The organism is Streptomyces sp. NPDC030862, from assembly GCF_055571835.1.
The window spans coordinates 65,559-78,791 of the sequence record NZ_JBVIEN010000004.1; the positions used below are offsets into that span (position 1 = coordinate 65,559).

General features: G+C 73.1%; 15 protein-coding genes and 1 pseudogene. 12 read left to right on the plus strand and 4 right to left on the minus strand.

The annotated features are described in order from the left end of the window. Positions 1-96 precede the first annotated feature (96 nt). The 5 genes from ACZ42X_RS12180 (at position 97) to ACZ42X_RS12200 (ending at position 3,767) form a co-directional block, all read left to right on the plus strand. Positions 97-741: a hypothetical protein gene (locus tag ACZ42X_RS12180; RefSeq protein ID WP_468287603.1), complete on the plus strand. Its 645-nt coding sequence runs from the start codon at positions 97-99 to the stop codon at positions 739-741. Further along, positions 738-1,532 carry a hypothetical protein gene (locus tag ACZ42X_RS12185; RefSeq protein ID WP_468287606.1) on the plus strand — a complete coding sequence of 265 codons (795 nt, stop codon included), beginning with the start codon at positions 738-740 and terminating at the stop codon, positions 1,530-1,532. Before ACZ42X_RS12180 ends, ACZ42X_RS12185 begins: the two co-directional genes overlap by 4 nt. Further along, positions 1,529-2,431 (plus strand): ABC transporter ATP-binding protein, encoded by a 903-nt coding sequence (locus tag ACZ42X_RS12190; protein WP_468287609.1) that lies wholly within the window; start codon positions 1,529-1,531, stop codon positions 2,429-2,431. Before ACZ42X_RS12185 ends, ACZ42X_RS12190 begins: the two co-directional genes overlap by 4 nt. Positions 2,432-2,444: 13 nt before the next feature. After that, positions 2,445-2,867, plus strand: coding sequence for a DUF2511 domain-containing protein (locus ACZ42X_RS12195; RefSeq protein WP_468287611.1), 423 nt, complete (start codon positions 2,445-2,447; stop codon positions 2,865-2,867). A 111-nt stretch (positions 2,868-2,978) separates the two neighbouring features. Further along, complete coding sequence (locus tag ACZ42X_RS12200) at positions 2,979-3,767, plus strand: helix-turn-helix transcriptional regulator (protein WP_468287614.1); 789 nt, start codon at positions 2,979-2,981, stop codon at positions 3,765-3,767. A 70-nt stretch (positions 3,768-3,837) separates the two neighbouring features. On the opposite strand, the gene ACZ42X_RS12205 is transcribed toward ACZ42X_RS12200, so the two are convergent. Beyond that, positions 3,838-4,596 (minus strand): ABC transporter ATP-binding protein, encoded by a 759-nt coding sequence (locus ACZ42X_RS12205; protein WP_468287617.1) that lies wholly within the window; start codon positions 4,594-4,596, stop codon positions 3,838-3,840. Between the two features lie 3 nt (positions 4,597-4,599). Further along, positions 4,600-5,403 carry a lantibiotic immunity ABC transporter MutE/EpiE family permease subunit gene (locus tag ACZ42X_RS12210; RefSeq protein WP_468287620.1) on the minus strand — a complete coding sequence of 268 codons (804 nt, stop codon included), beginning with the start codon at positions 5,401-5,403 and terminating at the stop codon, positions 4,600-4,602. Between the two features lie 285 nt (positions 5,404-5,688). On the opposite strand from ACZ42X_RS12210, the gene ACZ42X_RS12215 reads away from it, so the two are divergent. Then, entirely contained in the window at positions 5,689-6,012 is a 324-nt protein-coding gene (locus tag ACZ42X_RS12215; protein WP_468287623.1) for a hypothetical protein, read from the plus strand. 51 nt (positions 6,013-6,063) lie between these two features. After that, complete coding sequence (locus ACZ42X_RS12220; RefSeq protein ID WP_468287626.1) at positions 6,064-6,312, plus strand: hypothetical protein; 249 nt, start codon at positions 6,064-6,066, stop codon at positions 6,310-6,312. 9 nt (positions 6,313-6,321) lie between these two features. On the opposite strand, the gene ACZ42X_RS12225 is transcribed toward ACZ42X_RS12220, so the two are convergent. Beyond that, on the minus strand, positions 6,322-9,027 hold the full coding sequence (locus ACZ42X_RS12225; protein WP_468287629.1) for a SpoIIE family protein phosphatase: 2,706 nt from the start codon (positions 9,025-9,027) through the stop codon (positions 6,322-6,324). A 98-nt stretch (positions 9,028-9,125) separates the two neighbouring features. Between ACZ42X_RS12225 and ACZ42X_RS12230 the strand changes: the two genes are divergently transcribed. From ACZ42X_RS12230 to ACZ42X_RS12245, 4 genes and pseudogenes are all read left to right on the plus strand, one after another. Continuing rightward, the gene (locus tag ACZ42X_RS12230; RefSeq protein ID WP_355364334.1) at positions 9,126-9,527 is read left to right on the plus strand and encodes a cell division protein SepF; all 402 of its coding nucleotides are present in this window, start codon (positions 9,126-9,128) and stop codon (positions 9,525-9,527) included. 54 nt (positions 9,528-9,581) lie between these two features. Continuing rightward, positions 9,582-10,736: an AAA family ATPase gene (locus ACZ42X_RS12235; protein WP_468287632.1), complete on the plus strand. Its 1,155-nt coding sequence runs from the start codon at positions 9,582-9,584 to the stop codon at positions 10,734-10,736. Next, positions 10,733-11,101 (plus strand): nucleotide pyrophosphohydrolase, encoded by a 369-nt coding sequence (locus tag ACZ42X_RS12240; RefSeq protein ID WP_361424476.1) that lies wholly within the window; start codon positions 10,733-10,735, stop codon positions 11,099-11,101. Before ACZ42X_RS12235 ends, ACZ42X_RS12240 begins: the two co-directional genes overlap by 4 nt. Before the next feature lie 125 nt (positions 11,102-11,226). Then, positions 11,227-11,667, plus strand: a pseudogene (locus ACZ42X_RS12245) (DUF6099 family protein); the annotation flags it as partial. 283 nt (positions 11,668-11,950) lie between these two features. Here the strand turns inward: ACZ42X_RS12245 and ACZ42X_RS12250 are convergent. Next, complete coding sequence (locus ACZ42X_RS12250) at positions 11,951-12,133, minus strand: hypothetical protein (protein WP_468287636.1); 183 nt, start codon at positions 12,131-12,133, stop codon at positions 11,951-11,953. Between the two features lie 169 nt (positions 12,134-12,302). On the opposite strand from ACZ42X_RS12250, the gene ACZ42X_RS12255 reads away from it, so the two are divergent. Next, on the plus strand, positions 12,303-13,226 hold the full coding sequence (locus tag ACZ42X_RS12255; RefSeq protein ID WP_361424482.1) for an LLM class F420-dependent oxidoreductase: 924 nt from the start codon (positions 12,303-12,305) through the stop codon (positions 13,224-13,226). Positions 13,227-13,233 lie beyond the last annotated feature (7 nt).

Genomic DNA, 13,233 nt, shown 5'->3' on the forward strand with positions numbered 1-13,233 from the left:
CCGCTCCCGGCCGGCATCCCGGTAGCCGACACCGGGCGGCGGTACACCACGCACGGCCGGCCCCCTGAGGAGGGAGCCGAAACGGGAGGAGCCGACATGACCGCTGCGACCTGGTGGACGCACGAGGTGCGCCGCTGCGGGAGGCAGGCCTACGCACTGCCCCTGCTGGCCGCCCTCCTCGCGTACGCGGCGATGGCCACCGGCCCCGGCGGCGGCGCGCTCCTCGGCCGCGCCCTGCTGACCACCGCGCTGCCCGCCGCCACCGCACTGGCCAGCGCGGCGATCGTCGCCCGCGAGCCGATGCTCGAACTCCACCTCTCCCTGCCCACGCCGTACGCACGCACCGTCGCCCGCCGCCTCGCCTGGCCCGCCACCGTCACCATCGTCGCCGCCGTCGCGCTCGTGACACTCCTCGCGGCCGCCGGGCGCGACCTCGACCCCGCACCCGCCCTGCTCGAACTGGCCGGCCTCACCGCCCTGCTGAGCGGCGCCGCCGTCTGGGCGACCGTACGGACCGGCTCCGCCGCCCCCGCCACCGGCCTCGTCGTCGCAGCCGTCCTCGCCAAACTCCTGCTCATCGACCGCGTCGTACCGGACGGAGCCGCGCAAGCCGTGCCCGCCCTCCTCGCCGGGGCCTGGCTCACCGCCCTCGCCCTGCGCGCCCTCGGCCCCGGCGGACCGACCGGCACCCGCCTCCGCCACACCGCCGGACCGCACCTCGGCACCCAGGAGGAAGCATGACCGCACTGCTGTGGACCCTGCGGTACGAGGCCCTCATGGCCGCCCGCCGCAAAATCGTCTGGGGCGCCGTCCTGCCACTGGCCCTGCTCAGCCTGCTGCTCGCCGCGACCTCACCCGTCGTCACCGGACACGGCGACCCCGCCGCCCGCACCGGCGCCGCCGCCGTCCTCGTCAACACCCTCTGCACCCTCGGCGTCGGCCTCGCCCTCGCCGACCGCCTCCGCCGCGACATCGAAGCCCGCGGCATGCCCGAACTACTCGCCGCCACCCCGGCGCGCCCCCTCCCACGCACCACCGGAGCCCTCGCCGGCCCCCTCCTCACCGCCCTCGGCCCCGTCGCCGCCCTCTTCCTCCTCTACGCCACCGTCGTCTCGGCCAGCAGCGGCACCCTCGCCCCCCTCGGCTCCGCCGCCGTCGCCCTGACCACCGCGGTGCTCCCCGCCGCGCTCCTCGTCACCGCGCTCGCCGGACTCCTCGGCGTACTCCTGCCAGTCGCCGCCGCCCGCGCCGTCACCGTCGTACTGTGGCTCTGGGCCTGCCACTTCCCGCCGACCTTCTCACCGCTCCCCACCGCGACCGGCACCGTCCTGTCACCACTCGGCGGCTACGCCCTGGTGGCGTGGGCACACGCGCCGCACGTGTGGGCGACCCGGCAGGGCACCGGCGCGCTGCGCCCCGCCGTCAGCGACACCACCGCCCTGCTGAACGTCGCCCTCGTCCTCGCCATGGCCGCCGTCTGCTACGCACTCGGCCACCTCGTCGCCCGCGCCACACACCACGGAGCATCATGAACATCACCACCGAGCAGCTCACCAAGATCCACCCCGGCGGCCGCCGCGCCCTCGACGCCGTCGACCTCCACATCGAAAGCGGCACCGTCGGACTCCTCGGAGCCAACGGCGCAGGCAAAACCACCCTCCTCCGCATCCTCACCGGAGTCCTGCGCCCCACCTCCGGACGCGTCACCGTCGCCGGACACGACCTGTCCACCAGCGCCGGCCTCACCGCCGTCAAACGCACCCTCGGCTACCTCCCGCAGGAACTCGCCCTCTACCCCGACCTCACCACCCGTGAATTCCTCGACTACATCGGCGTCCTCAAAGGCATCCACGACAAACGCGAACGCCGCCGACAAGTCGACGAGCACATCGCCGAGGTCGGCCTCCAAGACCGCGCCCGCGAACGCCTCGCCGGATTCTCCGGCGGCATGAAACGCCGCGTCGGCATCGCCCAAGCCCTCATGGGCAACCCATCCGTCCTCATCGTCGACGAACCCACCACCGGCCTCGACCCGCACGAACGCATGCGCTTCCGCACCCTCCTCGCCGGACTCGGCCACGGCCGCACCGTCCTCCTCTCCACCCACATCCTCGACGACGTCGCCCAGACCTGCCCCGAAGTAGCCGTCCTCTCCACCGGCCGGCTCGTCTTCCACGACACCACCAGCGCCCTCGTCAGCCAGGCCGCCGGCTGCACCTACATCACCCGTGCCACCGGCCCCGGCGGCCCGCCCGCCGGCGCCGAAGTCGTCAGCGCCGTCACCACCGCGGAAGGCACCGAATACCGCATCGTCACCACCACCCCGCCCGCCGGAGCACGCCCCGTCGAGCCCTCACTCGAAGACGGCTACGCCGCACTCCTCGCCGCCGACGGCGCCATCCACCACCCCACCAACGCACTCCGACAGTGAGGCAGTCACACCCGTGAAGACGACACACACCACCACCCGCCACCGCACCCACACCACCCTGGCCCTCCTCCTCAGCGGCCTCACCCTCACCCTCACCGTCGGTCTCACCGCGTGCGGAGGTGGCGGCCGCACCGACCCCGCCACCAAAGAACCCGTCCCCCTCCCGAGCCCCACCGCCGCCAGCCAGCAGCTGAGCGAGAAGAACCTCGGCTACATGTGGCCCCTCACCGTCGACCACGGCACCGCCGAATGCCGAAAAGGCGAACAAGCCGTCTTCACCGCCCCCGACGGCACCACCTACGCCCTCAACGACCGCGCCGAAGAAGCCGGCTACCGCGACATCGACGCCGTACGCGCCACCGGCGACGGCGGCGACAAAGTCAGCCTCGGCACCCTCCTCAGCACCACCATGAAACTCTGCCGATTCTCCCGGTGACAGCACCCGGCACGGGACACGGCCGGGCACGCGCACCCCACCAGCAGCACCACGCACCCGATCATCGGCCCGACCACCGATGACCACGGGACGACCACGGGGGACACGCCCTTGCACCCGCACGCCACACACACCAGCCACATCCACGTCCTCGCCCACGCCGGCCTCCAAACCCACCTCGACTCCCCGAACGCCCCACTCAGCACGGTCCGCACCATCCTCGACCGCGTCGACTTCGTCGACGACGAAGACCTCACCGCACCCGGCGACGCCATCGAGCTGCCCGTACTGATACCGGTCACCAGCGAATTCCAGGCCGAAGGCCTCCGTGCCGTACGCGTACGGCACCCCCTCTCCCTGCTTATCGCCGTCACCACCGACGTCTCGGGATACCGCACCTACTACGCCATCCGCTCCGGTGCGAACTTCGTCCTCAACCTCGCGATACCGGCCGAAAGCCAAATCGACATGCTGTACGCGCAGTTGCGGGCCCACAGCATGACCGCCACTCGGTGCGAGCCTGCCGAACCGGCCGAACCGGCCGACCCGGCTGCGGCCGAACCTGCCGCGCCCTGGCTCCAGGCCATCCGCAGCCACGACGAGCACCAGCACCAGCACCAGCCTGAGGAGCCGGCCCGTCCCAGGACGTATCAACAGGCGTCGCACCCGCCGGCCCTGTGCGAGGGAGACCTGGAGCTGGCGCGCATGCTCTGTACGTCGATGACCGTGTCGGAGATCGCCCGACGCCACTACTGCTCCGAGCGGTCCATGTACCGCCGCATCCGCAGGCTGTACGACGATCTGGGCGTCACCGGCCGTGCCGAACTGATGTCGATGGCCGCCGTGTTGGGCACGCGCCTGAGCCCGGGCCGCCAGGCGTTGACGGCCCGCGCGGGCTGAAGCCCCCGCTGATGGGCCCCGTGACGCTCGCGTCGGCGGGGCCCATCAGCGGTGCCGTCCACCGGGCCGGTCAGCGGATACCTGCATCGGCGCTTTCGAGCAGCCGGAAGAAGCCGGCTTCCACGTCTCCGTCGACGGCGAGGCCCGCCAGCGGCCCTTCGTACTGGGTGCGGCCCGACGCCAGGACCTGGACCCGGTCACAGACCTGGGCGACTTCGGCGAGCTGGTGGCTGGCGATGAGCACGGCCACACCTTCGCCGGCCAGCGAGCGGATGATGCCCCGCATCTCGCGGATGCCGACGGGGTCGAGGCCGTTGGTCGGCTCGTCGAGGACGATCAGCCGCGGCCGGGCCAGCAGGGCGACGGCGATGCCCAGCCGCCAGCGCATGCCGAGGGAGTAGGCGCCGACCCTCCGGTCGCGCGCGTCGGTCATCTTGACGAGGCTGAGCGCCGGTTCGATCCACTCCTCGGGCACGCACCGCAGCTTGGCGTGTACCTTGAGCGTCTCGTCCCCGGTCAGGGTCGGCCACAGCCCCGGTACTTCGATCAGGGCGCCGACATCGGCCAGCGACTCCCGCCCCACGGGCTTGCCGAAGATCTCGATGGATCCCGAGGTGGGCCGCTGAAGGCCCAGCAGCGCCTTCATCAAGGTCGTCTTGCCGGCACCGTTGGGCCCGAGCAGGCCGTAGACCTCGCCCGTCCTGACGGTGAGGTCGACCCCGTCGAGGGCGCGGTGGGAGCCGTAGTGCTTGTGCAGCTCGCGGATGCGCAGCGCGGGCGTCGGCGTGACGGGGGAGCCCGGCGCGGCGGGGGTGGTCGGCGTGGTCATGGGTCAGATCTCCTTACGGCGCATGTGCAGACTGCCGACGACCAGCAGGATCGCGGTCAGGGCGAAGGCGAGGACCACGGCGACCGGAATGGCCGACATCGCCGTCACCGGACTGTCCTTGGGCAGCGGTACACCGTTGGGCCCGATCCCGGCGAGGGGCAGCACCACCCGCATGGGCCAGGCGAAGGGAACCGCGTACCAGAAGTCCTTGTCCGAGATGAGGGCCCCGCTCAGCAGCCCGGCCACGCCCACGCCGATGCTGGGGCCCATGCCCCACACCACGGCGACGAGCACGGCCAGCGCGGTCATGGACAGGCCCACCAGCCACGGCAGGTACACCGCCGCGACCACCGTCCCCAGGGCGCCCGGGAACCGCCCGCTGACCGCCGCGCCGAGCGAGAGCATGACCAGCAGCACGGTCGAGGAGACGAACCCGAGGACACCGAGTGCGGCGACCTTGCCGACGAAGTACCGCCCGCGGGGCACGCCGTACGACAGCAGCAGCCGCCAGGCGTCCTGGTCGGCCCGGACCGACAGCGCCGCGGCCAGGCCCGCCGTCATCGGCACGAGCACGCCCCAGAACTCCAGGGTCACGTTCCGGAAGACCTCGAAGGTCTGGCCCGCCTTCGCCTCGGACGAGCCGAGCGCGCCGAGGAACAGCGGGACCGTGATGATCACGGGCGCGAGGAGGTGGTACCAGGGGATGAACCCCCGCTTGTGGCGGGCGAGCTCGGTGCCCACCACGGTCACCAGCGAGGGATTGTCGCGCCGACCCGCCAGGGGCGGGGCAGCCGTGTCGTACGCCATGGGTTCTCCTACCCGGCCCCGTGGGCCTGGCCGCTTGCGGTTACGCCCTGTACGTAGCGCGGCCGCGCGGCCCGGTTCACCGCCGGGAACGCCGGATGCTGCCACCGTGCGCCGTGTCGGCTGGCAGTCGGCGGACAGCTGACACGGGACTGCCAACCCCGCTGCCAGGGGGCGCACGGGGCGGGGCCGGAGTGCGAGGGTCGTAGGGCCCGGACCGGTCGAATCCCCCGTCGGCCGGTCCGCGGCATGGCTCATCGTCGTCCCACCAGTCCTCGGGGAGGACCCATGAAGACACTCCGCCCGCTCCACCGCACCCTCGCGGCCGCCGCCCTCGCCCTCACCCTCGGCGGCCTCCTCGCGCCCGCCGCCTCCGCGGCCCCCGCGGCCCCCGCGGCACCGGCCACCCTCGGCGGGATCCAGGTCATGAGGACCTGGCACGCCACGGTCCAGTGCCAGATCGTCCGCATCAGCGACAACAACGTCGTCGGGTACGAGCGCGCCGACGGCACGGGCAACAGCAAGGAAGCGGCCATCCACGACGCCCAGCGCAACGTGCCGGTCCCGCAGGGCCACTACAAGCGCCACTGCGACACCAAGCGCGTCTGGTAGCGTCGAACGTCCCTTCTCACCGGCACGAACTGGCACAGGAACAGGTGCGCGATGTCCGAGGACCCGAGTGTCTGGGAAGTACGGCTGGGTATCTACGCCACCGAGAAGCAGGCCGAAGAGGTCAAGGAGCGCATCACCAGGCTGCTGTGCCCGGACCCCGACCACGCGCCGCCCTGCCCGGTCCCGTGGTCGGTGATGCTGCTGCACGGGACGGACCTCGACGACGCCGAGGCGTACGAGGAGCTCGTCGAACAGGCCCGCATCGAGCGGGCCGCAGCCGAGGACCGCGACGGCGGGTAAGACGCTCGGCTAAGGCCGCGGGACCCCCGAGGTCCGCTCGCGCAGGGCGTGTTCCGCCCAGACGACCTTGCCCGTCCCGGTGTACCTGGTGCCCCAGCGCTCCGCGAACTGGGACACCAGGAACAGCCCCCGCCCGCCCTCGTCCGTCTCCGCCGCCCACCGCAGGTGCGGGGCCGTGCTGCTGCCGTCGGAGACCTCGCAGATCAGCGCCCGGTCACGGATCAGCCGTACGCGGATCGGGGCGGCGGCGTGGCGTACGGCGTTGGTGACGAGCTCGCCGAGGACGAGCTCGGTGGGGAACGCCTCGTCGGCCAGCCCCCACGCCTCCAGCGTCCGCCGGGCCTCCGCCCGGACGCGCCCCACGGCGGCAGGTTCCGCGGGCACGTCCCAGGTGGCGGTGCGGTCCGGCGCCAGCGTCCGGGTCCGGGCGACGACGAGCGCGACGTCGTCGCGGGGCCGCTCGGGCAGCAGGGCGTCCAGGAGCGCGCGGCAGGTCTCCTCGGGTGTCCGGCCCGGGTGCGCGAGGGTGCGGCGCAGCAGCCGGAGGCCCTCGTCGAGGTCGCGGTCCCGGTCGCGGTCCTCCAGCAGTCCATCGGTGTAGAGCACCAGGCTGCTGCCCTCGGGCAGGCGCACCTCGGCCCTCTCGAAGGGCAGGCCGCCGAGCCCGAGGGGCGGGCCGGTGGGCAGGCCGGGGAACTCCGCGCGCCCGTCGGGGTACACGATCGCGGGTTCGACGTGACCGGCGCGGGCCATGGTGCACACGCCCGAGACCGGGTCGTACACGGCGTACAGGCAGGTCGCCCCGGTGACCGTCAGCGCGTCGCCGTCCCCGCTGTCGTCCTGGTCGATCCGGGCGACCAGTTCGTCCATGTGCCAGAGCAGTTCGTCGGGGGCCAGGTCGAGGGCGGCGAAGTTGTGGACCGCGGTGCGCAGCCGCCCCATGGTGGCGGCGGCCCGGATGCCGTGCCCCACCACGTCTCCGACGACCAGACCGACCCGCGTGCCGGGCAGCGGGATGACGTCGAACCAGTCACCGCCGACGCCGCCCTGTCCGCCTTGCCCGGCCTGCGCGGGCAGGTAGCGGTGCGCGATCTCCAGGGCGGTGTGCCCGGGAAGGGAGCGGGGCAGCAGACTGCGCTGGAGGGTGACCGCCATGGCGTGTTCGCGGGTGTAGCGGCGGGCGTTGTCGATGCTGACGGCCGCGCGGGCGACCAGTTCCTCGGCGAGGGACACATCGCCCTCGTCGAAGGGCTCGGGCTCGTCGGCGCGCCAGAAGGTGGCCACGCCCATGATGACGCCCCGCGCCCGCAGCGGGGCGGCGATCATCGAGTGGATGCCGTACGCGACGAGCCGGCGGGCCCGGTCCGGTTCCTGTGACTGCCAGCCGTGGAACGCGGTCATGTCCGCCTCCAGTACGGCGCTGCCGGTGTCGAAGCCGCGCCCCTGCGGAGTGTGGGGCAGGAACCGGATGAGGGTGCCGGCGGGGTGGAGCGGCGTGCCGTCCCGGATGCCGCAGTACGCGACCCGGCGCATCTCGCGGAGGGAGCCGGTGCCCGTGGGCTCGCCGCCGCGCAGCACGGCGTCGGGGACGTCGACGGTGACGAAGTCGGCGAACCGCGGCACCGCGAACCGGGCGAGCTCCTGGGAGGTGCGTACGACGTCGAGACTGGTGCCGATCTCCACGCCCGCGTCGTACAGCAACTCGAGGCGGCTCTGGGTGCGGTCCGCCCGGCTGGTGACCTGCCGGAGTTCCGTGGTGTCCCGCAAGGTGGCGACGGCGCCGGGCGGCCCTCCGGTGCGGTCGCCGGTCAACCGCAGGCTGACGGCGAGGAGCCGGTCGCGGGCCGGGCGGACCTCGTCGGTGGCCGGCCGCCCGGAGTCCAGCAGCCGGGCCATTCCCGGCTCGATGCCCAGGTCGCCGACGTGGCGGCCCTCCGCGTCCGGGGGCAGACCGAGCAGTCGGCGCGCCTCGTCGTTGGCGAGCAGGAGCCGGTGGCCGCCGTCGAGGATGAGCACGCCCTCCCGGACGGAGTGCAGGACGGCGTCGTGGTGTTCGTACATCCGGGCCATCTCGGCCGGCCCGAGGCCATGGGTCTGGTGCCGCAGCCGCCTGCTGACCAGGGCGGCGCCGGCCGTCGCGAGGGCGAGAGCGGCGGCCGCGGAGCCCAAGACGACGGGCAGCTGGTGTTCGACGACACCACTCACCTTGTCGATGGTGATCCCGGTCGAGACGAGACCCACGACCCGGCCGCCGGGACCGGTGACCGGGACGACGTGCTGGATGGCGGGGCCGAGCGTGCCGTCGACGGTCTCCGTCACGGTGCCGCCGGCCGCGGCGGGGGCGATGGTGCCGATGTACCGCTCGCCGATCAGGTCGGGGTTCGGGTGGGTGTGACGCGTGCCGTCGGGGGACATCACGACGACGAAGTCCACGCCGGACGCCTCGCGGAGTCGTTCGGCGTGCGGCTGGAGGACGGCGGACGGGTCGGGTCCGGTCAGGGCGGCGACGACGCCCGGTGCCCTCGCGAAGGTCTCGGCCACGGCGGCCGAGCGCTGGCGCGCTTCCCGCTCGCTGTCGGTGCGCGACTGCAGCACGAGCGCCACCACGGCGGCGACGACGAGCAGCAGCACCACCGCCGCTTGCAGGGCGAACACCTGGCTGGCGACGGCACGCGTGCTCAAGCGCGAACGCAAGCGGCCGAAAGGTCCGGCCATGTCTCATTTTCTCATATGAGCTCTCCGGCCTCCGTCGCGCGGGACACGCTGAGTGTCGTAGTTGGGCCGAACGGGTGAGGCGGGCGAGGATAGGTCCCATGAGTAGGTACGAGAGGTACGACGTCACCGACGAACAGTGGGAGGGCCTGGCCCAGGTCGTCCCGCTTCGGGGGCGCAACGAGTGGCCGTCCAGGATCGACCACCGGACGATCCCGCAGGATTACGAGGCCGCCGAGCAGCGCCGCATGGTCGTACTGCGGGTGCAGGTCTTCGCGGACGCGCGCGAGGTCGCCGAGTACCTCATCGCGCAGATCCCGGTCCTGCTGGACCTCACCGGGGCGGACACCGAAGTCGCCAAGCGGATCCTCGACTTCAGCAGCGGCGTCGTCTTCGGGCTCGGCAGCGGCATGCACCGGGTGGACCGGAACGTCTTCCTGCTGGCGCCGGTCGGGACCGAGGTCGAGGGCGCGGCGGCGGAGACGGCCGTCCCCCATTCGTAGGAGCCCGTCCGGGTGAATCGGTTCGCCGCGCACGCGTGACCGTACGGTCCGGCCATGGACCGCACCCACACCACGCACCCGGCCCGCCCCGCCCTCACGCAGCTGCGGCTCTCCGCCTTCAGAGCGCACCGCGGGGCGGCCCTCCCGCTCGGCCCCGTCACCCTCTTCGCGGGGCCGAGCGGAAGCGGCAAGTCCAGTGCGGTCCAGGCGTACGAGGCACTCGCGCTGCTCGGCGGGGGAGCGGCGCTCGGCCGGGCGTTCCCGGACCCGGCCGGCTGCGTACCGGACGGCGCGGCGGCGGACGCGCAGGGGCGGCGGGGGTTCCGGATCGGCTGCACCGTGGACGGCCCGGCCGGCCCCGTACGGCTCGACCTCGCCGTGCAGGCGGAACCCGAACCCCGCATCGTGAGCGAGCGGCTGACGGACGCCGACGGGCGGGTGCTGCTGGCCACCGCGCCGCACGACCCGCGGCGGGGCACCGTGCGGGCCGAGTGGCTCACGGCCGGCCCGGCGTCCATGACGCGTGAGCAGCTGCCCGACGACCGGCTCGGCACGGCGCTGCTGCCGCTGCGGGTGGCGGGGCGGACGGACGGGCAGCGGCGGGTGTTGGCCGCGGCCGAACAGGTCGTCCTGGCGCTGCGGTCCGTCTTCCCGTGCCAGCCGCGGCCCGACCGGATGCGGGCGCCGGTGAAGCCGGGGGACGGCCGGCTGCGGCGCGGCTGCGAGAACCTCGCGGAGGTGCTGCACCGTACGCGCGCTGACTGCGTGCGGCGCCACGCCCGGCTGGCGGCCGCGGCCCGCGCGGGGTGCGCGGGGCCGGTACGGGACGTGGGCGTGGAGCGGCTCGCGGACGGCAGGGTGCGCGCGGTACTCGACCGGGGCGCCGGCGCGTCGCGGTACGGCACGCCGCTGGAGCGGCTCGGCGACGGCGAGCTGCGGTACCTGGCGCTCGCGCTGGTGCTGCTGACCGGGCCGCGGGTGCTCGCCGTCGACCAGACGGTGGAGGTGCCCGGAGCGCTGCAGACCCTCACCGTCCTCGCGGACGGCTTCGACCGGGACCTGGACGGGCGCCAAGTGAGGGAACTGGTGGCGCTGGCCGCGCTGATCTGCGGGGAGGGCCACATGCGGCTGGTGGGGACGGTCGGTGAGGCGGTGGCGGGGGCCGTGCGCGGGCGGGAGGGGGTGACGGTGGTAGACCTGGGGCCGTGACGGAACCGGATGTACGAGAACTGCAGCGTCGGCTGGCGGAGTTCGCGGCGGCGCGCGAGTGGCAGCCGTACCACACGCCGAAGAACCTGGCCGCGGCGCTGAGCGTCGAGGCCGCCGAACTGCTGGAGATCTTCCAGTGGTTGACGCCCGAGGAAGCGGCGCGGGTGATGGAGGAGCCGGAGACGGCGCACCGGGTCGCCGACGAGGTCGCGGACGTGCTCGCCTACCTGCTGCAGTTCTGCGGCGTGCTGGGCGTCGACCCGCTGGCGGCGCTCTCCGCGAAGATCGACCGCAATGAGCTCCGTTTCCCGGTGGGGCGGCCACCGGGGCGCGCCGCACGGGACGATCGTCACTCTCCGGAGTGATCGACTTATTCACACTGAGTTTCCTGTCCACAGATTTCCGAATTCCCCTGGCTTTTGGGTCCGTTCAGCCTCACTCTGGGTAGTGAAAGAGTGGGCGGACAGACGTACGAACGGGGGCGGCTCGGATGGACGCGGAACGACTCATCACGGCGGGTCGGAGTGGACTGGCGGAGAGCCGGGTGGCACTCGACATCGTGGCGGAGGCCTGGCAGGCACAGGCGCTCGCGCAGGCCATCGGCCGTCACCTGGCGCTGACCGGGCCGCCGGAGCTGCGCAACGACGCGCGGGGGCTCAGCGAGATCGGCGGGCGCGGCGGCACCGTGCCCGACCATCCCGGGCTGCGCGACGGGGGCGTGCGGGCCGCCCGCCTGACGGGTGTCGCCGATGTGCGAGGCACGTTACGGGCGCTGGGCGCGCTGCTGGGCGAGGTGGGCATGGCGCTCGTCGGCGTCGCCTGCGCCACCGACGAGGAGGGGCTGTACTGGCAGTGCATCGAGGCGATCGACGCCGCCGACGAGTCCAGTGACCGGGTGCGCGTCATGCTGCGCAGACTCACCGCGCGGCAGTCGGGCAGACCCTCCGGATCGCCCGGGCCGCCCGACGAGGAGCGGTCGGCGCGCGACCCGGCGGATCCGTCGGAGCTGCAGGACGTGAAGGACCTGAAGGACCTGAAGGGCTTAAAGGACTTGGAGGAGCTGACCGGCCTGTCGATCGATCTGCCGACGGATCTGTCCACCAACCTGCCGACCGGCCTGTCGACCGATCTGACGGACGCGGCGGACTCGATGGCGGGCCCGCCATGACCGGGAGTGCGCCGCCGGGACGCCGGATGGAGCGCCGGGCCGAGCGTCAGGCCGGTCGCTCGGGAGCGTCCTCGCCGGCGGCGCGGCCGCGGTCGGCCGAGCCCTGGAGGTCGGCGTCGAGCTGCGAGAGATCGGCGGTGAGCGCCGCCATCAACTCCTCCATCTGCTGCAGCAGGCCCTTGGGGGCGCCGGCGCCCTGTTGCTGTTCGGGCATTGCTTCCTGGGACATGAGGGCCTCCTCGGCGACGACGTGCCGACAGCTGCCGCCGGCACGCGGGCCGGGCGGTCCGGCTCCAGCCGAGCCAACGACGGGTACGGGCGGCGAGTCACCAGGTTCATGGATCTTCACCCGGGCGAGCCCGTGAAATGACGCCCGTTCGAACGGGCAGGATGGGGGCATGGATCTCCGCATCTTCACCGAGCCCCAGCAAGGGGCGAGCTACGACACCCTGTTGACCGTCGCCAAGGCGACCGAGGACCTCGGATTCGACGCCTTCTTCCGCTCGGACCACTATCTCCGCATGGGGTCCGTGGACGGCCTGCCCGGGCCGACCGACGCCTGGATCACGCTGGCCGGGCTCGCCCGCGAGACCAAGCGGATCCGCCTCGGCACGTTGATGACCGCCGCGACCTTCCGGCTGCCGGGCGTGCTGGCGATCCAGGTCGCGCAGGTCGACCAGATGTCGGGCGGCCGCGTCGAGCTCGGGCTGGGGGCCGGCTGGTTCGAGGAGGAGCACCAGGCGTACGGCATCCCCTTCCCGAAGGAGAAGTTCGGGCGCCTGGAGGAGCAGCTGGCCATCGTCACGGGCCTGTGGGAGACGGAGGCCGGCAAGACGTTCTCGTACGAGGGGAGGTACTACCAGCTGACCGACTCGCCCGCCCTGCCGAAGCCCGCCCAGGCCAAGGTTCCGGTGCTGATCGGCGGCCACGGCGCCACGCGCACCCCGCGGCTGGCCGCGCGGTACGCCGACGAGTTCAACATCCCGTTCGCCTCGCTGGAGGCCACGCGGGAGCAGTTCGGCCGGGTCCGGACGGCTGCGGAGGAGTTCGGCCGCCGCCCGGACGACCTCGTGTACTCCAACGCGCTGGTCGTCTGCGTCGGCAAGGACGACGCCGAGGTCGCCCGCCGCGCGGCCGCCATCGGCCGGGACGTGGACGAACTGAAGGCGAACGGCCTCGCGGGCTCACCCGCCGAAGTCGTGGACAAGATCGGCCGCTACGCGAGCCTGGGCTCGTCGCGGATCTACCTCCAGCTCCTGGACCTGACGGACCTGGACCACCTGGAGCTGATCTCGTCGCAGGTGCAGTCGCAGCTGGACTGAGGGCCGT